Annotated in this window: 22 protein-coding genes; 12 read left to right on the top strand and 10 right to left on the bottom strand. The window is 63.5% G+C overall.

Annotated elements, in window-relative coordinates; genetic code table 11:
- Positions 1-126 precede the first annotated feature (126 nt).
- Positions 127-930, top strand: a complete 804-nt coding sequence (locus L6637_RS24195) for an enoyl-CoA hydratase-related protein (protein ID WP_237859993.1) — start codon at positions 127-129, stop codon at positions 928-930.
- A gap of 32 nt (positions 931-962) precedes the next feature.
- Here the strand turns inward: L6637_RS24195 and L6637_RS24190 are convergent, their stop codons facing one another.
- Positions 963-1,847, bottom strand: coding sequence for a LysR family transcriptional regulator (locus tag L6637_RS24190; RefSeq protein ID WP_237859991.1), 885 nt, complete (start codon positions 1,845-1,847; stop codon positions 963-965).
- 110 nt (positions 1,848-1,957) lie between these two features.
- On the opposite strand from L6637_RS24190, the gene L6637_RS24185 reads away from it, so the two are divergent.
- The 4 genes from L6637_RS24185 (at position 1,958) to L6637_RS24170 (ending at position 6,079) form a co-directional block, all read left to right on the top strand.
- Positions 1,958-3,322, top strand: a complete 1,365-nt coding sequence (locus L6637_RS24185) for an FAD-dependent oxidoreductase (RefSeq protein WP_237859988.1) — start codon at positions 1,958-1,960, stop codon at positions 3,320-3,322.
- Positions 3,323-3,357: 35 nt separating this feature from the next.
- A complete protein-coding gene (locus L6637_RS24180; RefSeq protein ID WP_237859987.1) occupies positions 3,358-4,362 on the top strand; it encodes an ABC transporter substrate-binding protein in 1,005 nt (334 codons plus the stop codon).
- Positions 4,363-4,494: 132 nt separating this feature from the next.
- Positions 4,495-5,268 (top strand): ABC transporter ATP-binding protein, encoded by a 774-nt coding sequence (locus tag L6637_RS24175; RefSeq protein WP_237859985.1) that lies wholly within the window; start codon positions 4,495-4,497, stop codon positions 5,266-5,268.
- Positions 5,261-6,079: an ABC transporter permease gene (locus L6637_RS24170; protein WP_237859983.1), complete on the top strand. Its 819-nt coding sequence runs from the start codon at positions 5,261-5,263 to the stop codon at positions 6,077-6,079. The genes L6637_RS24175 and L6637_RS24170 overlap by 8 nt, the downstream gene beginning before the upstream one ends.
- Before the next feature lie 121 nt (positions 6,080-6,200).
- Here the strand turns inward: L6637_RS24170 and gtdA are convergent, their stop codons facing one another.
- Positions 6,201-7,241: a gentisate 1,2-dioxygenase gene (gene gtdA, locus L6637_RS24165; protein ID WP_237872158.1), complete on the bottom strand. Its 1,041-nt coding sequence runs from the start codon at positions 7,239-7,241 to the stop codon at positions 6,201-6,203.
- Positions 7,242-7,430: 189 nt separating this feature from the next.
- On the opposite strand from gtdA, the gene maiA reads away from it, so the two are divergent.
- The gene (gene maiA, locus L6637_RS24160) at positions 7,431-8,063 is read left to right on the top strand and encodes a maleylacetoacetate isomerase (protein WP_237872156.1); all 633 of its coding nucleotides are present in this window, start codon (positions 7,431-7,433) and stop codon (positions 8,061-8,063) included.
- Positions 8,053-8,568 carry a MarR family winged helix-turn-helix transcriptional regulator gene (locus L6637_RS24155; protein ID WP_237872154.1) on the top strand — a complete coding sequence of 172 codons (516 nt, stop codon included), beginning with the start codon at positions 8,053-8,055 and terminating at the stop codon, positions 8,566-8,568. The genes maiA and L6637_RS24155 overlap by 11 nt, the downstream gene beginning before the upstream one ends.
- A 138-nt stretch (positions 8,569-8,706) precedes the next feature.
- Here the strand turns inward: L6637_RS24155 and L6637_RS24150 are convergent, their stop codons facing one another.
- The 5 genes from L6637_RS24150 to L6637_RS24130 all read right to left on the bottom strand — a co-directional run bounded on the left by L6637_RS24150 (position 8,707) and on the right by L6637_RS24130 (position 14,069).
- Positions 8,707-10,320: a benzoate-CoA ligase family protein gene (locus tag L6637_RS24150; protein WP_237859971.1), complete on the bottom strand. Its 1,614-nt coding sequence runs from the start codon at positions 10,318-10,320 to the stop codon at positions 8,707-8,709.
- Entirely contained in the window at positions 10,317-11,471 is a 1,155-nt protein-coding gene (locus L6637_RS24145) for an FAD-dependent monooxygenase (protein WP_237859968.1), read from the bottom strand. Before L6637_RS24145 ends, L6637_RS24150 begins: the two co-directional genes overlap by 4 nt.
- 193 nt (positions 11,472-11,664) lie before the next feature.
- Entirely contained in the window at positions 11,665-11,880 is a 216-nt protein-coding gene (locus L6637_RS24140) for a hypothetical protein (RefSeq protein ID WP_237859965.1), read from the bottom strand.
- A gap of 120 nt (positions 11,881-12,000) precedes the next feature.
- Positions 12,001-12,852, bottom strand: a complete 852-nt coding sequence (locus L6637_RS24135) for a cysteine rich repeat-containing protein (RefSeq protein WP_237859962.1) — start codon at positions 12,850-12,852, stop codon at positions 12,001-12,003.
- A gap of 215 nt (positions 12,853-13,067) precedes the next feature.
- Positions 13,068-14,069: an NADP-dependent oxidoreductase gene (locus L6637_RS24130; protein ID WP_237859961.1), complete on the bottom strand. Its 1,002-nt coding sequence runs from the start codon at positions 14,067-14,069 to the stop codon at positions 13,068-13,070.
- A gap of 210 nt (positions 14,070-14,279) precedes the next feature.
- Here L6637_RS24130 and L6637_RS24125 point away from each other — a divergent pair, with 210 nt between their 5' ends.
- Both L6637_RS24125 and L6637_RS24120 read left to right on the top strand, forming a co-directional pair.
- Positions 14,280-15,575 (top strand): dicarboxylate/amino acid:cation symporter, encoded by a 1,296-nt coding sequence (locus L6637_RS24125; protein ID WP_237859959.1) that lies wholly within the window; start codon positions 14,280-14,282, stop codon positions 15,573-15,575.
- A gap of 12 nt (positions 15,576-15,587) precedes the next feature.
- The gene (locus L6637_RS24120) at positions 15,588-16,508 is read left to right on the top strand and encodes an amino acid ABC transporter substrate-binding protein (RefSeq protein WP_237859957.1); all 921 of its coding nucleotides are present in this window, start codon (positions 15,588-15,590) and stop codon (positions 16,506-16,508) included.
- 143 nt (positions 16,509-16,651) lie between these two features.
- Here L6637_RS24120 and L6637_RS24115 read toward each other — a convergent pair whose 3' ends face one another.
- Entirely contained in the window at positions 16,652-17,482 is an 831-nt protein-coding gene (locus tag L6637_RS24115; protein WP_237859955.1) for an ATP-grasp domain-containing protein, read from the bottom strand.
- Between the two features lie 372 nt (positions 17,483-17,854).
- Between L6637_RS24115 and L6637_RS24110 the strand changes: the two genes are divergently transcribed.
- The 3 genes from L6637_RS24110 to L6637_RS24100 all read left to right on the top strand — a co-directional run bounded on the left by L6637_RS24110 (position 17,855) and on the right by L6637_RS24100 (position 21,053).
- Complete coding sequence (locus L6637_RS24110; protein WP_237859953.1) at positions 17,855-18,628, top strand: ferredoxin--NADP reductase; 774 nt, start codon at positions 17,855-17,857, stop codon at positions 18,626-18,628.
- 474 nt (positions 18,629-19,102) lie between these two features.
- Positions 19,103-20,725: an FMN-binding glutamate synthase family protein gene (locus L6637_RS24105; RefSeq protein WP_237859951.1), complete on the top strand. Its 1,623-nt coding sequence runs from the start codon at positions 19,103-19,105 to the stop codon at positions 20,723-20,725.
- A gap of 85 nt (positions 20,726-20,810) precedes the next feature.
- Positions 20,811-21,053 (top strand): PilZ domain-containing protein, encoded by a 243-nt coding sequence (locus L6637_RS24100; RefSeq protein WP_194465759.1) that lies wholly within the window; start codon positions 20,811-20,813, stop codon positions 21,051-21,053.
- A gap of 22 nt (positions 21,054-21,075) precedes the next feature.
- On the opposite strand, the gene L6637_RS24095 is transcribed toward L6637_RS24100, so the two are convergent.
- Entirely contained in the window at positions 21,076-22,374 is a 1,299-nt protein-coding gene (locus L6637_RS24095; RefSeq protein ID WP_237859949.1) for a hemolysin family protein, read from the bottom strand.
- A gap of 129 nt (positions 22,375-22,503) precedes the next feature.
- Positions 22,504-24,435 carry a carbohydrate porin gene (locus L6637_RS24090; RefSeq protein ID WP_237861293.1) on the bottom strand — a complete coding sequence of 644 codons (1,932 nt, stop codon included), beginning with the start codon at positions 24,433-24,435 and terminating at the stop codon, positions 22,504-22,506.
- Between the last annotated feature and the right edge of the window lie 208 nt (positions 24,436-24,643).

The following is a 24,643-nucleotide window of genomic DNA, read 5'->3' as shown; positions in this document are numbered from 1 at the left end:
CGCCCGGCGCCAGCATGACACAAGCCGCCATGCGATGGGCGCGACCGCCCCACGCTGGAAAGATATGGATCGGAATGCGTTGCCTCGGCCATAGTGCGCGCCATCAGAATGACCGGAGGATCGCCGATGACTGCCAGCCCCGTCCTGTGGACCCTTGATGAGCGTGGGGTTGCGACCGTCACGTTGAACCGGCCGGAGGTGAACAACGCCTATGACGGCGCCCTGATATCAGGCGTGCTCGTGGCCATGGACGATCTGGGCAAGAAGCCGAATCTTCGCGTCGTCGTGCTCAAGGGCAATGGCAAGCATTTCCAGGCCGGCGCCGACCTCAAATGGATCAACGGCGTGCGGCCACAATCGCCTGAGGCCAACGAAGCGGCATCGCGGGCGACGTTCGAGGCCGTGCAGCGGCTCAACACCTTGCCGATCCCGACCGTGGCCCTGGTGCAGGGCGGCTGCTTCGGTGGCGGCACCGGCGTGATTGCCGCCTGCGACGTCGTGATCGCCGCCGACAACGCCCTGTTTTCCATCACCGAGGTACGCTGGGGCCTGACTGCCGCGATCATCATCCCACAGCTCTGCGACGCCATTGGTGTGCGGCAAGTCCGCCGTTACGCGCTGACCGGCGAACGCTTTGGCGCCGAGGACGCCCGTCGCATCGGCCTCGTCCACGAGGTGGTGCCGCTGGCCGATCTCGAAGCCGCGGGCAGCAAGGTGGTCGAGCAACTGCTCGCCAACGGGCCGGAAGCGTTGGCCGAGACCAAGCGGCTGGCACTGGAGAGCTCGTTCGGTGGCATGGCGGTGGACGATGCGGCCTATACGCGGCTCGTCCAGCTGCATTCGCTCAAGCGCCAGAGCGCCGAGGCGGCGGAGGGACTGGCCTCGTTCGCCGAGAAGCGGGCGGCGACGTGGGGAGGCGGCAAAGGCTGAGCTTCGCTCGATGCGGGCTACGGCGCAGCAATTCACAGCGACGGCGCGAGTGACGTTTTGAGCAGCGTGAGCAGCGCCTGCACCGCGGCGGCGTTGCGCCGGCGTTCGGGAATGGCGGCTTTCACCCACAATTCCGGAATCGGAAAGTCACGCAGCACCGGTTTCAGCGTGCCGTCGCGCAAGGCGTCTGCGACGAGATAATGAGACATCAGCGCGATGCCGTTGCCGGCGATCGCGCTGCGCGCCAGCACATGTCCCTCGTTGGACGAAAGCAGTGGGCTGACCTGGATGGTGATGCGGCCGCGCGGCCCGTCAAACACCCATTCGGGGCCCGTCGGCATGAAGCTGAGGCAACGATGCTCGACGAGGTCGCGCGGATGTTTTGGCGCGCCGTGCTTCCTTAAGTAAGCGGGCGAAGCACAGAGCAATCGCTTCAACGGCACCAGCGGCTCGTCGACCACGCCGCCGAAGGAGTGCGGGAAAGCGCCGATCGCGATGTCAAAACCCTCGCTGACGGGATCGACCGGGCGATCGATCAGCACGATCTCGAGCTTCAGTCGCGGGTTTTGCGTCTGGAATGCACTGAAGGCATCGGCAAGCCGCGCCACCGTCATCGAGGTCGGCGCCTTGATGCGGAGGTGATCGACGAGGTCGTGGCCCTTCTCGCCCATGCGCGAGAGCAGGTCGGTGGCATCAGTGACGACGCCGCGGGCGCGATGCACGTAGCGTTGCCCGGCTTCGGTCAGCCGCAATTGCCGGGTCGAGCGGTGGAACAGCGGCGTGCCGATCCGCGATTCGAGCTGCGTGACGCGTTTTGCCACCACTGACGTTGAGACATTGAGCTTTCGCGCGGCGGCCGAGAAGCCTGACGCGTCAGCGGTGGCGAGGAAGGCCTGAAGGTTCACCAGGATGTCCATGTCGACCTTTCGCGAATCGAGAAAGCTGATCGCATGTATTGGTGGATTGTAGCCCTCTGCGCGTTAATTCATAGTCGTCCCCAAGCAAGCGATTTTGGGAAGGACGCGCCATGCGGGCCATGACGATCAATGAACCGGCACGGCAGGTGCCGCTCTATGGCGAGTACGAGATCGTCGTGCTCGGCGGTGGCCCGGCCGGCATTGTCGCTGCGGCCTCAGCCGCGCGCGCCGGTCGAAAGACGCTACTGATCGAGCGCTACGGCTTTCTCGGCGGCATGGGCACCGCGGCCGGCGTCACCAATTTCTGTGGCCTGCACGGCAATGTCTACGGCGAAGCCGTCCGGCTGGTGCAGGGCATGGCGTCCGATCTGCTGGCGCGGATCGACCATCTGAACGGCCTCAATGCGCCGCATTTGATCCTCGGCAAGGTCTTTGCGCAGGCCTATGACACCGCGGCCTACAAGATCGCGGCGGACGAATTGCTCGCCGGCCACAAGGTGCACATGCTCTTCCATGCGCTCGGCGCTGGCGTTGTGATGGGTGCTGATCGCCGCATCGAAGCGCTGATGGTCGAGACCAAGGCCGGCCGGCGGGCGGTGCGCGCGGAAATCTTCATCGATTGCTCCGGCGACGGCGATCTCGCGGTCTGGGCCGGCGCGCCGTTCGAGATCGGCGACGAGCATGGTCATCCCATGTATCCGTCAATGATGGTCCGTCTCAACGGCATCGATCCCGCAAGGGCGGGCGATGCCTGGCGGACGATCCCGCAATTGATGGAAGCGGCGACCGCCGCCGGCACCCACAAATTCCCGCGCAAGAGCGCGATCGTGCGGCCTCAGAAATCCGGCATCGAATGGCGGGTCAATTTTACGCAAGTCGCGCGTGAAGATGGCCATGCCATCAACGGTGTCGAGCCCGATGATCTCACCCGCGGTGAGATCGAGGGCCGCAAGCAGGCGCTCGCCGCCTTTGAGTTCTTGCGCACGGTGCCCGGCTTTGAAAAGTCCTACATCGTCGACCTGCCGCCGCAGCTCGGCATCCGCGAGACGCGCCGCATCAAGGGTGGTTACCAGCTCAGCGGCGAGGATGTGCTCGGCTGTGCCTCGTTCGAGGATTCCATCGGCGTCAATGGCTGGCCGATCGAGGCCCATGTGCCGGGTGATGTCGTCTTCACCTTCCCGCCGATCCCGGAATCGCGCGGCTACAACGAATTGCCGTATCGCATGCTGGTGCCTGAGGGCGTAGACAATCTGCTGGTCGCCGGCCGCTGCGCCTCCATGACCCATGAGGGCCAGTCGGCGGCGCGTGTCTCCGGCGCCTGCTTCGTGATGGGGGAGGCGGCCGGTTCCGCGGCCGCGCTGGCCTTGTCCGGAAACCGGATCCCGCGTGACATACCGGTTGAAAAATTGCAGGAAACGTTGAAACAACAGGGCGCCTTTATCGGACGGGATGAGCCCGTGCCAAAGGGCCTGTAACGGACTGCAAAAAGAGAAATATTGGAGGAAGCGGGATGATCGGGATTGCGCGGGTCGCGGCACTTAGTCTTTTGGCTATGATGGCGATGGGCACGGCCAGGGCGGAGGATGCGCTGAAGGCCAAGGTCGGCGTGCTCCGCCTGTCGTCCTCTGCGCCCGTCTTCATCGCTCAGGACAAGGGCTATTTCCGCGAGGCCGGCCTCGACATCGAGCTGAAGTTTTTCGACGCGGCGCAGCCGATCGCTGTTGCCACCACCTCGGGCGACGTCGATTTCGGCGTCACGGCCTTCACCGCGGGCCTCTACAATCTCGCCGGCAAGGGCGTGCTGAAGGTGATCGGCGGCATGAGCCGCGAGAGGGCCGGCTATCCCCTGATCGGCTATTTCGCCAGCAACAACGCCTACGCTGCTGGCCTGAAGACGCCGAAGGATCTTGCGGGCAAGCGCATCGCGATGACCCAGGTCGGATCATCCTTCCATTATTCGCTAGGCCTGCTCGCCGACAAATACGGCTTCAAGCTTTCTGACGTGAAGATCGTGCCGCTGCAATCGCTGTCGAACGCAGCGGCGGCGCTGAAGGGCGAGACCGTCGATGCGGCGCTGCTGCCGATCTCGACGGCGCGCAAGCTGATGGACGATGGCGGCGCGAAGTTTTTGGGTTGGGTCGGCGACGAGACGCCGTGGCAGCTCGGCGCAGTGTTCGCCTCGCCGAAGACGCTGACCAACAAGGTTCTGGTGACGAAATTCCTCGGCGTGCTCGCCAAGGCCGATCGCGAATATCACGACGTGATCCTGGCTTCGATGAAGGACGGCAAAGCTCCGATCAACGACAAGACCAAGCCGCTGCTGGAGATCATCGCGAAGTACACCAATTTGCCGGTCGAGCAGGTGGTCGGCAACTGCGCCTATATCGACCCTGACGGCAAGCTCGACGTGAAGAACGTCGACAACCAGATCAAATGGCTCCAGGAGCAGGGATTTGCCGACAAGGGCTATGATGCGGATGCGATCATCGCCAAGGAATATGTGAAGGCGGATTGATGCTGCGCGCACTTCTCTCACCCTGTCATCCTGAGGTGCTGGGCTTGCGGCCTTCCGCAAGGCTCCCATTGCGGTGCGTTCGCACCGCAATGCTCGCGCCTCAGGATGACGGTTCGAGAAGGAGAGCGTGAGATGGACCTGATCGCCAATCACATCAGTCATCGCTTCGGCGATCTCGCCGTGCTCGACGACATCTCGTTCACGGTGAGCGCTGGCGAGGTGGTGGCGATCGTCGGTCCTTCCGGCTGCGGCAAGAGTACCCTGTTGTCGATCCTTGGCGGGCTTTTGCAGCCGACCTCGGGCGCGCCCGAACTGCGGGGAGCGCCGCCGGCGGACAGTCTCAATCCGCTCACCTTCGTGTTCCAGGACTTTGCGCTGCTGCCCTGGGCCACGGTGGAGCAAAACGTCGAATTCCCGCTGCTGCACACCCAGCTCTCGGCCGCGCAGCGCCGCGCGCTGGTTGAGGATGCCTTGCGTCGGACGGGGCTGACTGATTTTCGCAAGACCTATCCGAAGCAGCTCTCCGGCGGTATGCGCCAGCGCGTCGGCATCTCGCGCGCGCTCGCGGTGAAGCCGGCCATTCTCCTCATGGACGAACCGCTGTCGGCGCTGGATTCGCAGACGCGCGAACTCTTGATGGAAGATTTCGTGCGCCTGCTCGCCGATGGTGGCATGGGCGCGGTCTATGTCACGCACAATCTCGAAGAGGCCGCGCGGCTTGCCGACCGCATTGTGGTGCTGTCACGGCGACCAGGCCGTATTCGCGAGGTCGTTGCCGTGCCGATGACACGGGCGGCGCGGGGTGAAGCTGCTGCGCGCGAAAAACTGCTCGCGCTCCAGAACCAGATCTGGTCGTTGATCCGCAACGAGGCGATAGATGCCGAACGCGAGGTCCAGCATGCTTGATCGCGCGACCGAGACGTCAGCCAACGAAACGACGCGGCGCGTCCGCTTCCGCGGTGCGGGCTTCGTCCCCGCCAGCAGCCGGTTTGGCGGCTGGATTGCGCTCGCGCTTGTCATCGCGATCTGGCAGGCGGCCGGCAGTGCCAGGCTTGTCAATCCGCTATTCCTGCCGGCACCCTCGGCCATCGTGCGCGCGATCTATGAGCTCGCGATGTCGGGCGCGCTCTGGCAGCATCTTTCGGCCTCGCTGCTGCGCATCGGCGTCGGCTGGCTGCTGGGCACGGCGGCCGGTGTCGTGGTCGGTTTTGCCATCGGCCTGTCGCGCCTGGCGCGTAGCGTCGGCATCACCTTCATCTCGGCGCTGTTTCCGATTCCCAAGATCGCGCTGCTGCCGCTCTTGATCCTCTGGCTCGGCATCGGCGAAGAGCCGAAGATCGCGACCATTGCGCTCGGCGTGTTCTTCTCGACCGCAATCTCGGTCTATAGCGGTGTCGACGCCGTGCCGCGCAATCTCATTCGCATGGCACAGAGCTTCAACGTTCCGTTTGCCACCATCGTGCGCAAGGTGGTCTGGCCCGGCGCGCTGCCCGCGATCCTCGCCGGCTTCCGCATCACGGCGTCGGTCGCGCTGCTGCTTGTCGTCAGCGCGGAGATGATCGGCGCCCAATACGGCATCGGCGCCTTCGTGCTCCAGGCCGGCAATCTGATGCAGACGGATCAACTGCTTGCGGGCGTGGTGATCCTGTCGGTGTTCGGGCTTGTCGTGGGGAAGGTGATCAATCTTCTCGAAATCAAGCTGCTGCACTGGCGCTAGCCAGAGTCACCGCAGCCGTAGGGTGGGCAAGGCGCAAGCGTGCCCACCATTTCTTCATGAGTCGCGAAGACGTGGGCACGGCGCAAGGGCGCCTTTGCCCACCCTACGAGACCGGTGAACGTCAAGCGTTGCCGCGATCCTCGCGAAACAAATCCAGCTTCTGCTGCACCGGGCGATCCGAGAAACTAAACAGCACGGCGTCCTCGTCCGCCTCGTGCGTCACCCATTGCCAGCTCGGCACTACGAACAGATCCCGCGGGCCCCATTCGAACACGGCATCGCCGATGCGGCTGCGACCCTTGCCCTCGATCGGACAGAACACCGTCGCATCCGTTGAGCGATAGCGCGCAGTCTTGAAACCCTTCGGGAGCAGCTGGATGAACGTCCCTATGGTCGGCATCGCGAAATCGCCGGTCTCGGGGTTGCTGAATTTCAGCTTCAGACCGTGGCAGGCGTCCCACTCCTGGCTGGTCCTGGCCTTCTCCAGGGCCTCACGGGTGTAGGTGTAGGGATAGCTGAAGATCGGCGAGGTCTTCGATGACCGCTTCACATCGACCGGCAAGAGATTGTGGCCATAGCGCGCAAAGCTGTCGCCTGCGGGTTTTGTAATCTTCTGCTGATCTTCCTTCGATCCTTCCGCAAAGGAGCAGTCGAAGAACTGCACCAGCGGAATGTCGAGACCGTCGAGCCAAAACATCGGCTCGTCGGTCTCGTTGGAATGATCGTGCCAGGTCATCGACGGCGTGATGATGAAATCGCCGGGCTCCATCGCGGTGCGCTCGCCATCGACCGCGGTGTGGGCGCCCTTGCCCTCGAGCACGAAGCGCAGCGCCGACTGGCTATGCCGGTGCGCGGGCGCGACGTCGCCGGGCACCACCATCTGGACGCCGGCATAGAGTGAGGTCGTGATCTTCGACTGACCGCGAAGGCCCGGGTTCTCCAGCACCAGCACGCGCCGTTCGGCTTCCTTGGCGGTAATGAGCTTGCCGGCCTCCGTCATGTAGTCGCGGATGATGTCGAACTTCCAGAGATGCGGCCGGCAGGCGCTCTTCGGCTCGGGCGTGATCAGATCGCTCATCACGGTCCAAAGCGCGGTGAGATTCTCGCCGTCGATCTTCTTGTAGAACGCCTCGCGTTCCGGCGTCTTGGTCACGGCTTCCATGCTGAGCCTCCCTCGTCTTGGTGATTGACAGTATACTTACAATTTAGGTAGCGTCAACTTGACGAGCGACGTACAAGGTCGTTGTCATTCCGGGGCTCGCGAAGCGAGAACCCGGAATCTCGAGATTCCGGGTTCGGTCCTGCGGACCGCCCCGGAATGACGGGCAAGAAACTTTACGGGAGGGTCTTGATGAAGCTGCACGGCTATTTCCGCTCCAGCGCCGCCTATCGCGTCCGGATCGCGCTCAACCTCAAGGGCCTCGGCGCCGAGCATCTGCCGCATCATCTACGCAAGGGCGAGCAGCGCGCGCCCGCTTATCTTGCGATTAATCCGCAGGGCCTGGTGCCCGCGCTGGAGAACGACGCGGGAGCGGTGCTGACCCAATCTGTCGCGATCATCGAGTGGCTCGATGAGACGCATCCCAACCCGCCGCTGCTGCCGAAGGATGCGCTGCAGCGCGCCAAGGTGCGGGCGTTCGCGTTGGCGATCGCCTGCGACACTCATCCCGTGCAAAATTTGAAGGTGCTGGCGCGCTTGCGCGAGTTGGGCCTGCCGGAGGAGAAGGTCCAGGACTGGGCCGCCTGGGTCAATCGCGAGGGGCTGTCGGCCTGCGAGACGCTGATCATGGACGAGCCGGGTCCATTTTGTTTTGGCGCTGCTCCGACGCTTGCCGATCTCTGCCTGGTGCCGCAGCTCGCCAATGCGCGCCGCTTCGGCGTCGGCGTTTCCGCCTATCCGCGTCTGCTCAAGGCCGAGGCCGCCGCCAAGGCGCTGCCGGCCTTCGCCAACGCCGCACCGGAGAAGCAGCCCGATGCCGAGTAAGCCGCCGCTGCCTCCGATCACGATGGAAGCGGTCTATGCGGCGCCGGGCTATCTGTTCCGGCGCATGCAGCAGATCGCGGTCTCGATCTTCATGGAGGAGTGCAAGGCGTTCGACCTCACGCCGGTGCAATATGCGGCGCTGATCGCGATCCACACCCATCCCGGCATCGACGCGACGCGGCTGTCGGCGGTGATCGCGTTCGACCGCTCGACGCTGGGCAGCGTGATCGAACGTCTCCAGGCCAAGGACTTTGTCGAGCGCAAGCCGGCGCCCGAAGACAAGCGCATCAAGCTGCTCTATCTGACCAGGCAAGGCGCCGCGATCCTGCGCGAGATCATCCCCGCCGTCGAACGCGCCCAGGCGCGCATGTTGGAGCCGCTCAAGCCCACCGAGCGCAAGGCGCTGATGGGACTGATGTCGCAGCTCGTCGATCTCAACAACGAAGTCTCGCGCGTGCCGCTGCGGGCCGAGGATGCGCTGGAGCACCTGGGCAAGGCGGGGTAAAATTCTCCGCTGTCATTCCCCGCGAAAGCGGGGAATCCAGTACGCTGGCGGCCTCTCGGTTCAATCACGACTGCCTCTGAATATTGGATCGCCCGCTTTCGCGGGCGATGACACCGAGAGGTGGCGACATCGCCGGCCTCACATCCGCAACAACGCCTGCCGATCGATCTTCCCCGTGCCCGTCTTCGGCAGTTCGTCGATAAAGATCACCTCGCGCGGATATTTGTACGGCAGCAGCTTGCCCTTGACGTAATCCTGCAACCGCCGCGTCGCCTCGCTCTGGTCGGTCGCGCGGTTGTTCATCACCACCACCGCCTTCAGCGTCATGCGGCGATCCGGCAGCTCGGCGGCGAACACCGCGCATTCGCGGATGTCGGGGTGGTCGGCGAGGCACAGCTCGACCTCGAGCGGGTAGACCCACTGGCCCGAGATCTTGATGAGATCATCGGCGCGGCCGCGGAAGAAGTGGAAGCCGTCGCTGTCGCGGACGAAGCGATCGCCGGTGTAGATCCAGCCACCCTCGCGGATGGTCTCGGCGGATTTGTCCGGCCTGTTCCAATACAGCGGCGTGTTGGAATCGCCGCGCACCCACAGAATGCCTTCCTCGTTGTCGCCGACGTCGCGCCCCTCCTTGTCGCGCAGCGCGACCTCGTAGCCGGGCACGCGCAAGCCCGCGGCGCCGAGCTTCTTCTGCTCGGGTCGGTTGGAGAGATAGATGTGCAGCACCTCGGTCGAGCCGAGGCCTTCGACGATTTCGAGCCCGGTGAGCGACTTCCAGCCGTTGAAGACTTCGGCCGAGAGCACTTCCGCGGCTGACAGTGCCATGCGCAGGGACGAGAAATTTGTTCCGGCTGCGCCCTCAGCCTTGGTCAGCGAGGTGTAGAGCGTCGGCAGGCCGAAGAACACCGTCGGCTTGTATTGCTCGATCGCCGCAAAGATCGCAGCCGGCTTCGGCTGGCTCGGCAGCAGCAGCGTCGCTGCACCTGACGAGAACGGGAAGGTGATGGAATTGCCAAAGCCATAAGCGAAGAAGATCTTTGGCACCGAGAAGCAGATGTCGTCAGGCGTCAGCTTCAGCACGCTCTGCGCAAAAGCAAGCTCGCTATAGGCCATGTCGTGCTGAAGATGCACGATGCCCTTGGGTCGGCCGGTCGAGCCGGAGGAGTACATCCAGAACGCCATCTCGTTGCGATCGGTCTCAGCTTCCGCCAGCTCCGCCGGAAATTGCGATAGCCAATCCGCGGCTTCTATCGCCTTCGGCGCAGCGTGGTCGCCGATCGCGCCATTGACGACGATCAGTGTATGCAGGCTGGTGTCCTTGCAGGCCTCGGCATTGAAGCGCGCGCAGAATTCGGCATCCGCCACCGCAACAGCCGCGCCGGAATCGGCGAGATAGAATTGCAAGAGATCGGGCGGCGTCAGCGTATTGATCAGCAACGGTACGAAGCCGGCGCGCACGGCGCCGAAAAAGGCGGCCGGATAAGCCGGCGTATCGTCGAGGAACAGCAGCACGCGATCGCCGCGCGTCAGGCCGAGTGAGGCAAGGCCGTTGCCCCAACGGCAAGCCTCCGCGCAAAGCTCGGCATAGCTCCGCGTGCCCGCCGGGCCAATCAGCGCGAGCTTGTGGCCGCGCCCCTTGGCGAGATTGTCGAACAGCACGCGGCTGGCATTGTAAATCTCGGGAACGGCAAAGCCGATCTCGCGGGCGCCCGCGCTGTCCGCGGGCACCTGGTCCTGTATCGCGTTGGTCATGCCGTCGCCTCGCCTGCCTCGTCTCCGCTGCTCTTCTCGGCCTCGTAGCGCGCCATGAAGGCTGGTGACATCGCGCGCAGTCGGGAATCGTCGATGCGGCCGGAGCGGGTGATATAGCTATAGGCGAAGTCCATCAGGCCAAGCTGCATGTGCTGGGCGAAATGCTCGTACCAGAACGCGCTGGTGCGTGCGGCATTGACGAGCTTCTGCACCACGGGCTTGCGCGCGGCCTGGTAGCGATGCAGCGCGGTCGACAGATGGGCGTCCGATTCCAGCGCCTTGACCAGCGCGATCGCGTCCTCGATCGCGAGCCTCGTGCCTGAGCCGATGGAGAAATGCGCCGAGTGCAGCGCGTCCCCAATCAGCACCATGTTCTTGAACGACCAGTGCTCGTTCCAGACCCAGGGGAAATTGCGCCAGACCGATTTGTTGGAGACCAGGCAGTGGCCGCCGAGCGTGTCGGCGAACACCTCCTCGCACACGCCCTTGGACTGCTCGACGTCCTTGTAGGCGAAGCCGTAGGCCTGCCAGGTCGCGTGATCGCACTCGACCAGGAAGGTGCTCATGTTCGGCGAATAACGATAATGATGCGCGTTGAACGCGCCGCGGTCGGTCTTCACGAAGGTCTGCGACAGTGTGTCGAAACGCTTCGAGGTTCCGTACCAGACGAATTTGTTGGAGGAGTAGGACAGCGAGGTGCCGAAATCGCCCTCATAGGCGCGGCGCACGAGCGAGTTGAGGCCGTCGGCGGCGACGATCAGATCGTGGCCGTTGAGTTGGTCGATCGCCTGGATCTGGGTGTCGAAGCGCGGGGTGACGCCGACATCGAGCGCGCGTTGCTGCAGGAATTGCAGGAGTTCCAGCCGGCCAATCGAGGAGAAGCCGACACCGTCGATGGCGACGCTGTCGCCGCCGAGATTCAGCGTAATGTTCTCCCAGCTCTCCATATGCGGCGCGATTGCATCGACCGTCTCGGGGTCGTCGGCGCGCAAGAATTCAAGCGCCTGGTCGGAGAACACGACGCCAAAGCCCCAGGTCGCGTCGGCCGGGTTCTGTTCGAACAGGTCGACTTGATCCTCGGGGTGACGCTTCTTCCAGAGATAGGCGAAGTAGAGCCCGCCGGGCCCCCCGCCAATCACGGCGATCCGCAAATCCTGCCTCCCTAATTGACAGTATACTTACTATCTCAGGGTAGACTAATGGGCTCCGGTCTCCCACGCCAGCGGAATTATTGGCAAGGCGAGGTGCGCCGCAGCACGGCCGTGGGCACGCGCGTCGCGCGTGCCCAAACCCGTCAATTGCGAATCATAGCCAAACCGCGCCGGATTGACCACCCGGGGGGCGTCAGACGCAGCGCTTCACGTAGACCCCGTTCACCAGCACCCTGGTACAGCGAACCACTGGCACCGGGTGGCGAACCACGACGGCGCCGTTCGGTCCGGCGCAACCGGCGCGGTAGACCCCGCGGGCGCACACCACCGCATTGGCGTCGGAGGATTCGAAGGTCATCGTCGTCGCGAAGGCGAGTAGCGCGGACGCAATCAGCAGAAGTACACGCATGTCGTTTCTCCCGGTCTTGTCGTGATTGAAATCTGATATCGGCGAATGATTAGTCGCGAGGAGCGCGCGAAAATTCACGCGCGCCGCCCAAGATTGATGGCGCCGCGAGTTGCGTGCGGCTTATCGCGCAGCGAATGGTGCAAGCACGTCCTTGCAGGCCGGCGACAGCGACGCCGCATTACTGGCGATGCATTGCACGATGCGGCCGCCACCCGGCGCGACGCCGCCACAGAGCGAGCGAATGTCGGCGCCGCAAGCCGAGCGCACAATGAACAGCTCTTCGCGCGGCCGCAGCGGGCGCAGAACGATCACGGCGGGCGCGGCCGCCGGTGCTGCTCCGGCAGCGGGAGCAGCGGTGCCAGTTGCCGGCGCTGATGTCGCCGCTGCGCCGCCACCGGCCGCAGCAGTCACCGCTTTCGCGCAGGCCGCCGAAACCCTGGCCTTGTTTTTCTCGAGGCATTCCAGCGCGGGAGCGCCGCCTGGCGGCACGCTGGCGCAGACCTTGGGATAATCGGCGCGGCATGCGCTCTTGACGGCAGCGACCTGAGCGCCGCCCGGTTGCTTTGCCGCAGCACCCTTCGGTGCAGCTTCGGCGGCCGGCTTCGCCGCGGGTTCGGCGGCGGGAGCCGCTTCGGTCTTGGCTGGTTCGGATTTGGCAGGTTCAGATTTGGCCGGTTCGGATTTTGCCGGCGCAGCTTCGGTCTTGGGCGCTGCTGCCGGCTCGACCGCGCGAACCGCGGTCTGGCATCCCGCCGACAGGCTCGACATGTGGCTCTGCAAACACTGATATGCCTCGACGCCGCCCGGCGTCACGCTCGCGCAGTGCGCCATGAAATCCGAGCGGCATGCGGAGCGGATAGCGCTCTTCTGGGCCTCGGTCGGCGCTTGCGCGAATGCGCTTGTTGCAGTTGCGAAGAGTGCTGCGGCGAGCAACGCGTGACGCGTTGATGCGTGTTTCAACGTGTTGAACATTTGAGTGAATTCCTGCCCTGTCGGTAACGCCGACGATTTTCTAAATGTGTAATGCAATTGCAATCGTCGCGAGTGATGCCTCGCGAGCGATATCTTGGCCGCTTTGACCACTACCGCAAGTAGATAATGCCGGTGGAATTGCGACGTAACTTAGAGCATGATCCGGAAAAGTGTGCAGCGGTTTTCCGAAAGGATCATGCTCAGACGATACGTCGTCAGAGCCTGACCATGCGCTTGCCGCGGTTCTCGCCGGCAAGCAGTCCGATCAGCGCCTTCGGCGTGTTCTGCAATCCGTCGATAATGTCTTCCTGCACCTTCAGCTTGCCGGATTTCACCCAGGCCTGCAGATCGGCGAGCGCGCGCTGGCTGTCCTTCATGTAGTCCATCACGATGAAGCCCTGCATCACAAGCCGCTTCACCACGATCAGGCCGGGCACGCCGCGCGGGCCGTGCGCCGACGGCGCGCCGTCATATTGCGAGATCGCGCCGCAGCAGGCGATGCGGCCGTGATTGTTCATCTGCGGCAGGCAGGCTTCCAGAATGTCGCCGCCGACATTGTCGAAATAGACGTCGATGCCTTTGGGCGCCGCTGCGCGCAGCGCCTTGAACACCGCACCGTCCTTGTAGTCGACGGCGGCATCGAAGCCGAGCTCTGACGTCAGCCACTGGCACTTGTCCGCGCCACCGGCGATGCCGATGACGCGGCATCCTTTGATTTTGGCGATCTGTCCGACGATCGAGCCGACCGAGCCCGCGGCGGCGGAGACCACGACCGTCTCGCCCTCCCTGGGCTTGCCGACCTCAAGCAGGCCGAAATAGGCGGTGAGGCCGGCGATGCCGAACACGCTGAGCAGATGCGTCATCGGCTCGAGCTTCGGCATTTTCGTCAATTGCTTTGCGGGCACTGTAGCAAACTCCTGCCAACCGGTGTCGCCGAACACGATGTCGCCGGGCGCAAGCTCAGGCGCCTTCGAGCTGACCACCTCTGCAATGCCGCCGCCGGCCATCACGCTGTTGGCTTCGACCGCCGAGCGATAGGTCGCGCCGTGCATCCAGGCGCGGTTGGCAGCGTCGAGCGAGATGTAACGCACGCGCAGCAGGGCCTCGCCGTCCTTCGGTTCCGGCAGTGTGCCATCGACCATCTTGAAGTGCTCGGGGCCGAGCTTTCCGCTCGGCTTCTCCACCAGAAGAATTTGGCGATTGACGCTTCCAGTCATGGCGTTCCCTCTCTGATTGTTTGATGTTTATTGAAGCACTTGCCGCAAACAAAACGTGCAAGCCGCATTCGTTGTGCGCTGCATGAAGGCTAGATCGCCGCGTGCAGTTTCGCAACGGGAACATCCGGATCGAGCGACCGCACGCAAAGCGTGTTGCGTCGCTGTCATATCTGCGACATCATGAAGCGGCCGGTGTAGCGGGGGTCATTGATGTCGAACAGGTTTACGCAATACATTTTAGGCGCGATGGTGCTCGGCATCGTCATGGGCTCGGCGATCTACAATTTCCTGCCCGACACGCGGGGCGACTGGGCCTCCTCCATCAACCTCGTCGCCGTGATCTTCCTGCGCCTGATCAAGATGATCATCGCGCCGCTGGTGTTCGCGACCCTGGTCGGCGGCATCGCCCACATGGGATCGGGCTCCAAGCTCGGCCGCATCTTCGCCAAGACCATGGGCTGGTTCATCAGCGCATCCTTCGTCTCGCTGATGCTCGGCCTCGTGATGGTCAATCTGCTCCAGCCCGGCGCCAACTTCCCCGGTACGTTGCCGGACAAGGGACAGTCGACCGGCCTGGCGGTCTCCGCCTTCTCGCTAGAAAAATTCCTGACCCATTTGATCCCGACCTCGATCGCGGATGCGATGGCGCAGAATGAGATCCTTCAGATCGTGATCTTCGCGGTGTTCTTCTCGGTTGCGATGGGTGCATTGCCTGAGCGCTCCAAGCAGATCCTGTCGCTGATCGACGACCTCGGCCACATCATGCTGAAGGTGACGAGCTATGTGATGATGTTCGCGCCGTTTGCGGTCTGGGCCGCCATCACCGCCACCGTTGCCAAGAACGGCCTGCTGGTACTCTGGAAGCTCATCGTGTTCATGGGCGGCTTCTATCTCTCGCTGTTCATCCTCTGGGGCATCCTGGTGGCCGTCGGCTTCATCGTGATCGGGCCGCGCTACAGCCATTTGCTCCGCCTGATCCGCGAGCCGCTGATGATCGCGTTCTCCACCGCGAGCTCGGAAGCGGCCTACCCGAAGACGCTCGAAGGGCTCAACCGCTTCGGCGCCTCGTCGCGGATCTCGAGCTTCGTGCTGCCGCTCGGCTATTCGTTCAACCTCGACGGAACGATGATGTACTGCACCTTCGCGAGCATCTTCATCGCGCAGAGCTATCACATCGACATGCCGCTCGGCACGCAGCTCGCGATGCTGGCGACGTTGATGATCACCTCGAAGGGCGTCGCCGGCGTGCCGCGCGCCTCTCTCGTCGTGATCGCCTCGACGCTGTCGCAGTTCAACATCCCCGAGGCGGGCCTGCTCATGATCATGGGCATCGACACCTTCCTCGACATGGGCCGCAGCGCCACCAACGTGATCGGCAACACGCTGGCGACCTCGGTCGTGGCGAAGTGGGAAGGCGAGCTCGGGCCCGAGCATGCGATGGGACCGGGCGATGTCGTGCCTGAGGACATGGTGCCGGGCGAAGTGCCCGCGATGGCCGGTCATTGACGGGAGTGCGTCATGCGCCCTTTGACGGCGATTTCGAGCGGCCTGTTGCTGGCAGCGTGTCTGCTGGCGACGGGTGCCTCTGCCCAGAGCGGCGGCAGCGAAGGGCTTAGCCCGACGCTGTCGGCCATCAAGAACGCGCACGCCGTGCGGCTCGGCTATCGCGAGAGCTCGCCGCCGTTCTCGTTCCTCGACCAGGCTAACAGGCCGATCGGCTACAGCCTCGAGCTCTGCGAGGCCATCGTCGAGGAGATCGGCGTCGAGGTCGACGATCCCAATCTCAGAATCGACTACGTCAAGGTCACCTCGGACGATCGCATCGACGCGGTGCTCCAGAACAAGATCGATCTGGAATGCGGCTCGACCACGGCCAATTCCGAGCGCGGCAAGCGCGTCGCCTTCTCGCCGCTGATGTTCGTCGCCGGCACCAAGCTGATGGTGCCGAAGGCCTCCAGCGTCCAACAGCTGACCGACCTGAAGGGCAAGACCATCGTGGTGACGAAAGGCACCACCAACGAGCAGGCGGTGCAGGCGGCCGACAAGAAGCTTTCGCTGGGCCTCAACATCGCTGTCGGCGCCGACCATGAGCAGTCCTACCAGATGCTGGTTGACGGCAAGGCCGACGCCTTCGCGACCGACGACATCCTGCTCTCGGGCCTGATCGTCCGCCACAAGTCGCAGGACAAGTTCCGCGTAACAGGCGATTATCTGTCCTATGATCCCTACGGCATCATGTTCCGCAAGGGTGAGCCGCAACTGGCCGCCGTGGTCGAGCGCACCTTCCGCAAGCTCGGCTCCAACCACGATCTCGTGCCGCTCTACAACAAATGGTTCATCGCACGCATGCCGACCGGCGAGAAAATGAACGTGCCGATCTCGCTGCAGCTGGAGGAAGCGTTCAAGGCGATGGACGATTCTGCCAGCGCGAATAACTAGCGGCGGTCGGTTCTCTTTCCGTCATCCTGAGGTGCGAGGCCCGCGATGCGAATGCATCGCGGGTTGAGCCTCGAAGGATGAGCGGCCGTGATGCTGCTACAGCCGGGCCGTCCCCTTCGAGGGCCGCTGAAGAAGCGGCCACCTCAGGGTGACGGTGATGGATTGGTGCTCGCGGAAACATCCCCGAACATCCGATCCAGCGCCGCGTCATACGTCGCCTGCACCAGCTCCGGATGCAGCTTTGCAAGCGCCTCCATCATCACGCCGGAATTGATTTCCAGCACGCGCCAGTCGCCATCCACGCGCACCACGTCGATCGACGCAAAGGTGATGCCGATGGCGCGCGCCGCATCGATCGCGAGCTTCACGCAGGCCGTGCGCGCCTCGCCGTCCTCCAGCAACACCGGTTTGGCGCCGGCATCCAGATTGTGCCGCCAGTCCGCGCCACGCCGCTTGCTGTAGATAACGAGGGGCGCATCATCGAGCAGGATCACACGGACCTCTTCCTCGATCGCGACATAAGGCGAGATCACGAGCCCGGTGCTCATCGAAAAGACCTCGCCCGCCGCGTGGTCGAGCTCTGCCGCGATCGTCACCTTGAACACCGAGCGCCCCGATGTCCCTTCATTCGGCTTCACGACCACGCCTTGCGGATGGGCGCGAAGCAGCTCGAGCATTGCATCTCGCCAGTCGGGGCCGACGACATTCCTGCCCAGCTTCGGGTTGAGGAAGAGATGGTGGGGAATGCACGGCACGCAAGCGAGCGACAGCGCCTCTGATGTCGCCGATTTGTCGCTCGCGAGCCGATGCGCGATCGCGCTGTTGAGGCCGATGTCGTAGCCGAAGGCAAAGCGGCGCATCTCGCCGCGGCGCATTGCGATCAGCCAGCCGTCGGCGCGAACGTCCACGTCGATGCCATGGCGCGCGCCATAGCGTCTGATCGCCTGGACGAAGATTCGCTCGCTGGTCGCCATATCCTGATCGTTCCGGGCGCCAAAAGCCGCAGAAATGCGGGAAATCGCGCCAACGCGGGGTGAAAGTCAGAGCTATTCTTAATGAAATTCTCGCGAGCGCGATGGAAATTAAGTGCTGCTTTCGCGCCCGGAAGGGAAAAGAAATTGCCCTTTGCGCGGCCCCGACAGCAGATCCGTTAATGATGTCACCATTTCCGCCGCAAATGCCGGTTTGACCGGCATCAATTGCATCCGGAACGAGGTTGATTATTGGTCTCAATGGCGTAGATCACACACGCGAAATCCTCCGCCATGGCAATGGTGTCCGCCCGTTTTCAGGGCCGGGCAACGCTTTTGCCCGAAAACCGCAAGACATTCGGAATATCGAAAATCATGAGCGCGTTTTACCGAGAGAAGGTTCTTTCCGTCCAGCACTGGACCGACACACTGTTCAGCTTCCGCGCCACGCGCGACACCGGCTTCCGCTTCCAGAACGGCCAGTTCGCCATGATCGGCCTCGAGGTCGACGGCCGTCCGCTGCTGCGGGCCTACAGCATGGCCAGCGCCAACCACGAGGAAGAGCTCGAGTTCTTCTCGATCAAGGTGCAGGACGGTCCGCTGACCTCGCGCCTGCAGAAGATCAAGGAAGGCGACACCATCCTGGTCGGCCGCAAGGCGACCGGCACGCTGATCACCGACAACCTCATCCCCGGCAAGCGGCTGATGCTGCTCTCGACCGGCACCGGCCTTGCGCCCTTCGCCAGTCTGATCAAGGACCCCGAGGTCTATGAGCAGTTTGAGAGCATCGTGCTGGTGCACGGCTGCCGCCAGGTCTCCGAGCTCGCTTACGGCGAGAAGCTGGTCGCGAATTTGCGCGAGGACGAGCTGTTCGGCGAGCTGCTCGCCGACAAGCTGATCTATTATCCGACCGTGACCCGCGAGCCCTTCAAGAACCGTGGCCGCATCACCGACCTCATCAACTCCGAACAGATCTTCAACGATATCGGCCAAGGCCCGCTCAACATCGAGACCGACCGCATCATGATGTGCGGCAGCCCGGCGATGCTCGAGGAGCTGAAGGTGATGTTCGAGAGCCGCGACTTCGTCGAGGGAAGCGGCAACAAGCCCGGTCATTTCGTGATCGAGAAGGCATTCGTCGAGCGCTAAGCCCGGCACTTGTCGTGCCGGGCTACCAGCCCTAAAACTCCGCCGTCGTCCCGGGCAAGCGCGCCCAAAGCGCGCGCCGATCCGGGACCGCCGCGCAAGCCCTTCGCTCGTCGCGCATAGCCACAGGGAGCCGCTATGCGAAGACCCGGAGTGACACCTTACTTCCAACCACAAAATCCTGTGGTTATGGACCCCGGGTCTGCGCTTACGCTTGCCCGGGGATGACGGCTCCGTTGTGGCTGGTGCCGCGACCCCTCCCATGCCGCTACTGCTGCAGTGCAACAGGCCTAACCTCTCGGTGGATTGATTTATCCCGACCGAATTCGCTAGCCTGAAACAAGCGCTGCGTCATATCCGTATGACAGGTGCGGGCGTATCGTACCGCCTGATGCTGGCGAGAGGGTGGGAATCGTGGCCGACAACAACAAGACGCAGGAATCGCCCAAACGTTTGCCGTTGGCGGAAGAGGGGATCATGGAAACCCTTCTGCTTCCGTTCTCGCCGCGCTTCATCGTCCTGACGATCTGCGCGGTCGTCACGGCACTCCTGATTGGCATCGCCATCGCCGACCGCAGGATTTTCGACATCCTGCTGGTCCCGATCTGCATCTTCGGCGCGCTCACGCTGCTCGGCGTCCGCGACCTCATGCAGAAGAGCCATGCGGTGCTGCGGAACTACCCGATATCGGCGCACATCCGTTTCCTCCTGGAGGAAATCCGTCCGGAGATGCGGCAGTACTTCTTCGAGAGCGAGAAGGACGGCATGCCGTTCTCGCGCGACACCCGCGCGGTGGTCTATCAGCGCGCCAAGATGCAGCTCGACAAGCGTCCGTTCGGCACCCAGGAGGATGTCTACCGCGAGGGCTATGAGTGGATGCATCACTCGGTGTCGCCGAAGGCGCACGCCGAGGAGAAGTTTCGCGTCACCATCGGCGGGCCGGATTGTGCGAAGCCCTATTCGGCCTCGGTGTTCAACATCTCGGCCATGAGCTTTGGCGCGCTCAGCCCGAATGCGGTGCGCGCGCTCAATGCCGGTGCCAGGAAGGGCGGCTTCGCCCATGACACCGGCGAGGGCGGCTTCAGTCCCTATCACGCCGAGATGGGCGGTGACGTCATCTGGGAGATCGGCTCCGGCTATTTCGGCTGCCGCCATCTCGACGGCACCTTCGATCCGGAGGCATTCGCGCGCGTTGCGAGCCAGGACCAGATCAAGATGGTCGAGCTCAAGATTAGCCAGGGCGCCAAGCCCGGCCATGGCGGCGTGCTGCCGGCGGCGAAAGTCTCGGAAGAAATCTCCAAGATCCGCGGCGTCGCGATGGGCGAGGACTGCATTTCGCCGGCCTCGCATCGCGCCTTCTCGACTCCCACGGGCATGATGCAGTTCGTCGCCGAGATGCGCAGGCTTTCAGGTGGCAAGCCGGCCGGCTTCAAGCTCTGTATCGGCCATCCCTGGGAGTTTCTGGCGATCTGCAAGGCGATGCTGGAGACCGGCATCTACCCCGACTTTATCGTGGTCGACGGCAATGAAGGCGGCACTGGTGCTGCGCCGCTCGAATTCATGGACCATCTGGGCATGCCGATGCGCGAGGGCGTCAATTTCGTCCACAACGCGCTGATCGGCATCAATGCGCGCGACCGCATCAAGCTCGGCGCGTCAGGCAAGATCGCGACTGCCTTCGACATGGCGCGCGCGATGGCAATCGGCGCCGACTGGTGCAATTCGGCGCGCGGCTTCATGTTCTCGCTCGGCTGCATCCAGTCGCTGAGCTGCCACACCGACCGCTGCCCAACCGGCGTTGCGACCCAGGATCCGACCCGGGCGCGCGCGCTCTATGTGCCGCTCAAGATCGACCGCGTGCACAATTATCACCACGCCACGCTGCACTCGCTGACCGAGCTGATCGCCGCGGCCGGCCTCGAGCATCCGCAGCAGCTGCGCCCGATCCATTTCAGCCAGCGGACGTCGACGACCAAGGTGCAGTCCTTCGCGCAGCTCTACCCAGAGCTACGTCCGGGCGAACTGCTCGAAGGCACGGAGGACCCGCGGTTCCGCGACGCCTGGCGGATGGCCCAGGCGGCATCGTTCCAGCCGTTGTGAGGGTTCCCGCATCCGTAGCGGCGTAAATTCGCCTGCATCAGGGTTGTTTTAACCTTCGTGTCAGCTTGGGGTGTAAAATGTCCCGATGGACGAAGAGCGCCGCAACAAGGCCAGGCACCGCGTATTGAAGGCCGGAACCATTGAGTTCGGCGGCGGCGCGATCGATTGCACCGTCCGCAATTTCTCCGACACCGGCGCCGCCCTCGACGTCACCAGCCCGGTCGGCATTCCCGAGCATTTCACCCTGAACATCAAGGCCGAGGGTGTGCACCTGCCCTGCACGGTGGTGTGGCGCAAGGAAAAGCGGATAGGGGTGCGGTTCGGGTGAGGCTGGCGGCGCGAGCTCGTGCTCACCCCGTCTCTACCTCACCCCGCCGGCTCGCCAGAATCTTGTCGATCCGCCGGCCATCGAGATCGACCACCTCGATATGCCAGCCGGCGAAGTCGAAGGCGTCGCCGACGTTGGGCAGCACGGTGAATTGTTGCAGCACGAGGCCCGCAACCGTGTTGTAGCGGTGATGCGGCGGCAGCTCGACGCTCAGGAGCTCGCCGAACTCGTCAACCGGCATCCAGCCTGAGACAAGCAGCGAGCCGTCTGCGCGCCTGACATAGGCCGGCTCCGGTGGGCCTTCCTCCGAATGGAAGGCGCCGACGATCGATTCCAGAATATCAGCCGTCGTCACCACGCCTTCGAAGGCACCATATTCGTCGTAGACGAAACCGACGTGAACCGGCGCAACCCTCAGGATTGCCAGCACATCGCGGGCATCGGCTGATGCGGGAATGCTCGGCGCTTCGCGGACGAGTGCCCGCAGATCCGGCGTGCGCTCATTCATGTACGCGACCAGCAGATCCTTTGCCTGAAGCACGCCGATGGGTGTGTCGCGATCGCCGTCGGAGACGGGAAAGCGCGAATGCGGGCTCTTGGCGATGATCGCTTGAATTGCTTCCGGAGCATCATTCAGGTCGATCTCGTCGACCTCCGTGCGCGGCGTCATCACCGCGCCGACCGGGCGGTCGCCGAGCCGCATCACGCCCGCGATCATTTCCTTCTCGCCGGGCTCGAGCACACCGGCGCTTTCGGCCTCGTTGACGAGATGATGGATCTCGTCCTCCGAGACTTTCTCTTCGGCCTTGCCGCCGCGACCGAGCAGGGTGAGGATCAGCTTGCCGGAAAGGTCGAGCAGAAACACCAGCGGCAGCGAGACGCGCGCCAGCACATGCATCGCCGGCGCGACCTTGACCGCGATGCTTTCGGGATCGCGCAGCGCCACCTGCTTCGGCACCAGCTCGCCGACGATCAGTGTCGCATAGGTGATGATGGTGACGACGATGCCGACACCGACGATATCGGCAATGCCTGACGACATGCCGAGCTCGACCAGCCATTGCGCCAGCCGCTGCCCGAGCGTCGCGCCGGAGAAGGCGCCGGAGAGCACGCCGACCAGCGTGATGCCGATCTGCACGGTCGAAAGGAACTTTCCGGGATCGGCGGCGAGCGACAGCGCGCGCTCGGCACCGCGCACGCCCTTGGCCGCCAGCAGCGATAGCCGCGCCGGGCGCGATGAAACCACGGCCAGCTCCGACATGGAGAGTAGCCCGTTGATGACGATCAGGACGACGACGATGATGAGTTCGACGGATAACATTGCGCGCAAGGGGGAAAGGCCGATGAGCCCGGCGGACACCGGACCAAGCCCGTTATATATGAACCCGAGGCGCGCTTTGCCCGGTTCCGACCAAATTGTCGCACCGGGCAGGAATGATCACTGCCGTGCTCAGAATTCGCCGTGCAGCCGTCCTGAGAACACCGAGACCGGCCCACGATCGGCATTGTAGGCAGGATTGACGATGAGCTGGTAGTCGGCGGTAAATGTCAGCGCCTTGTTCAGCGCGTAGGCGTAATAGGTTTCCAGCACGCGCTCCTTCCTGTAGTTGAGCGCGCCGTCGCCGATCAGCGGACCGAGACCGCCGGCGGCGAGGAAGTCGCGATGGTCCTGCGAGAGGCCGTTGACGGCGCCGGCAATGGCGACGACGTCGTCCGGTCGGCCCCATTTGGTGCCCTTCACAGAGACGCCACCGGATAGGCTGCGGTCGATGTCGGTGAAGGCCATGATCTCGTTGCGGCCGTCGTTCCAGCTCCAGCGGCCGAACACGCCGATGTCATCGGTAACGGCCTGCTCGAGGTTGAGCGCGTAGCCGTATTTGATGCGGCCGCGGCGGGTCTGGCTGATGTCGAGATTGAGCGCGGGATTATCCAGCGTCTCGCGATAGCTGCCCGAGAAGTCGCTATTGACGAAGCCGAGCGTGCGCAGCTTGCCGGGCTGACCGAACAGCGAATAGCGTGTTTCAAGTTCCGCGACATATTCGCCGCGGCGGCCGACATTCATGTCGAAATTGTTCGAGTTCGACGTGGCGTCCATCAGGAAGTAGCCGCCGCGCAGCGCCCATTGCTTCTGGTTCAATTCGGCGGTGGCGCCATAGCCGAGGCCGAGCTTGTCGGCGGCATAGTCGAAGGCGCCCGAGGCCCAGATCGACCAGTTCATGAAATCCTTGCGCGGATCGTGCGCGTAGGAATTGCCGTCGAATACGTCAACGACGGAGAATTTGCCGACCTGCAAGGTGAGGCGCGAGATGTCGGCCTTGCCGGCGAGTTGGAGCTGGCCGCTGGCAAGCTCTTCCTGTTCGCCGCCGAAGCCGAAAGTTTGGCGGACGAACAGCCGCGAGGCATTGAAGTGCGGATAGGGGAAGCCGGATTTCTGCGCTTCGCCATTGGGGAAACCCGCTGCGCCGGTGGTGTTGTTGAAGCCAAAACCCTGCAACAGCTCGGGATTGAAATAGACCTCGCCGCCATCCCACAGCCGCGCATTGAGATAGAGCGAGTTGCTCCACGTCTCTTGTAAATCCGGCGACGTCGTCAGGCTGTTCGGCCCGGTATAGGGCGCGCTGAAGGATGGATGTCCCTGCGCCAGGAAGGTCGACTGACCGTGGATTTCCCATCGGCTCGATTCGGTGTCGGTGATATCGGACTTGGGATTGTAGCTCGGTATCCCCGGCCAATCGATCTTGCGATTGAGCCCGATCCGAAGGCTCTGGAAATCCATCGTGGACGAATATTGCCCGCCCGACGGGAAGGTGACGTTGGCGTTCTCGAACTTGCTGTAGAGATATTCGAGCCGCGCGCTCCAATGCGGCGCGAAGGCATATTCGACGCCACCGCCGGCGGTCCAGCCGAACCGGGTGTTCAGCACCTTCTCTTCGTTGCCGCCCGTCGGCGTCGAGAGAAATCGTTCGCCGGCAAAGGCTGCGCCGCCAGTCGCATAGAACAGCCAATTGCCAGTGGTGTAACCGAGACGGGCGCGCAGACTCGCAACGTAGTCCCAGCGTTCCTCCACGCCGGACAGCGCCGTCGCAGCCGATGACACCACGTGGTTGGAGGGCAGATAGTTCGGAAAGGAAATGTCGCCTTCAACACCGAGCAGCAGGCCAGAGTTGAAGCGCCAATTGTAACCGGCTTGCACGCCCCCGGTCGCGCCGTTGAAGACGTTGTTGTCGGTGGCGACCGTGGGATCGGTCAGAGTTGCCGAGGAGGTGCCGCGGGTGAGGCCGGCATGCGCGCCGATATAGAGGCCGGTCCAGTCGTAGACAGCCTTTGGTGCCGGTGCCTTCAGTGGCAGGTCAGCAGCACGGGAGGCCCCGGGAAGAGCCATCACGCCGGCGGTGATTGCCGCCGCCGTCCGCAGCAACTGATATCGATGACCTCTCAACGTCAAAACACACGCCCCCAAGACGCAAATTTACCCCAGCCGCTCCGACATCCCTGCCGATTCGCGGCGATCCTGTCATCAGGGTCTTGGCTGTTTACGCGATCAAACGAGATGAACTCGTTTCGACGCGATTTCATCCCGCCCTGCGCTC

The organism is Bradyrhizobium zhengyangense, assembly GCF_022012435.1.
Lineage (GTDB): Bacteria > Pseudomonadota > Alphaproteobacteria > Rhizobiales > Xanthobacteraceae > Bradyrhizobium > Bradyrhizobium zhengyangense.
Note: the sequence above shows the minus strand (reverse complement) of the source record. Positions and strands in the feature narration are given on the sequence as shown.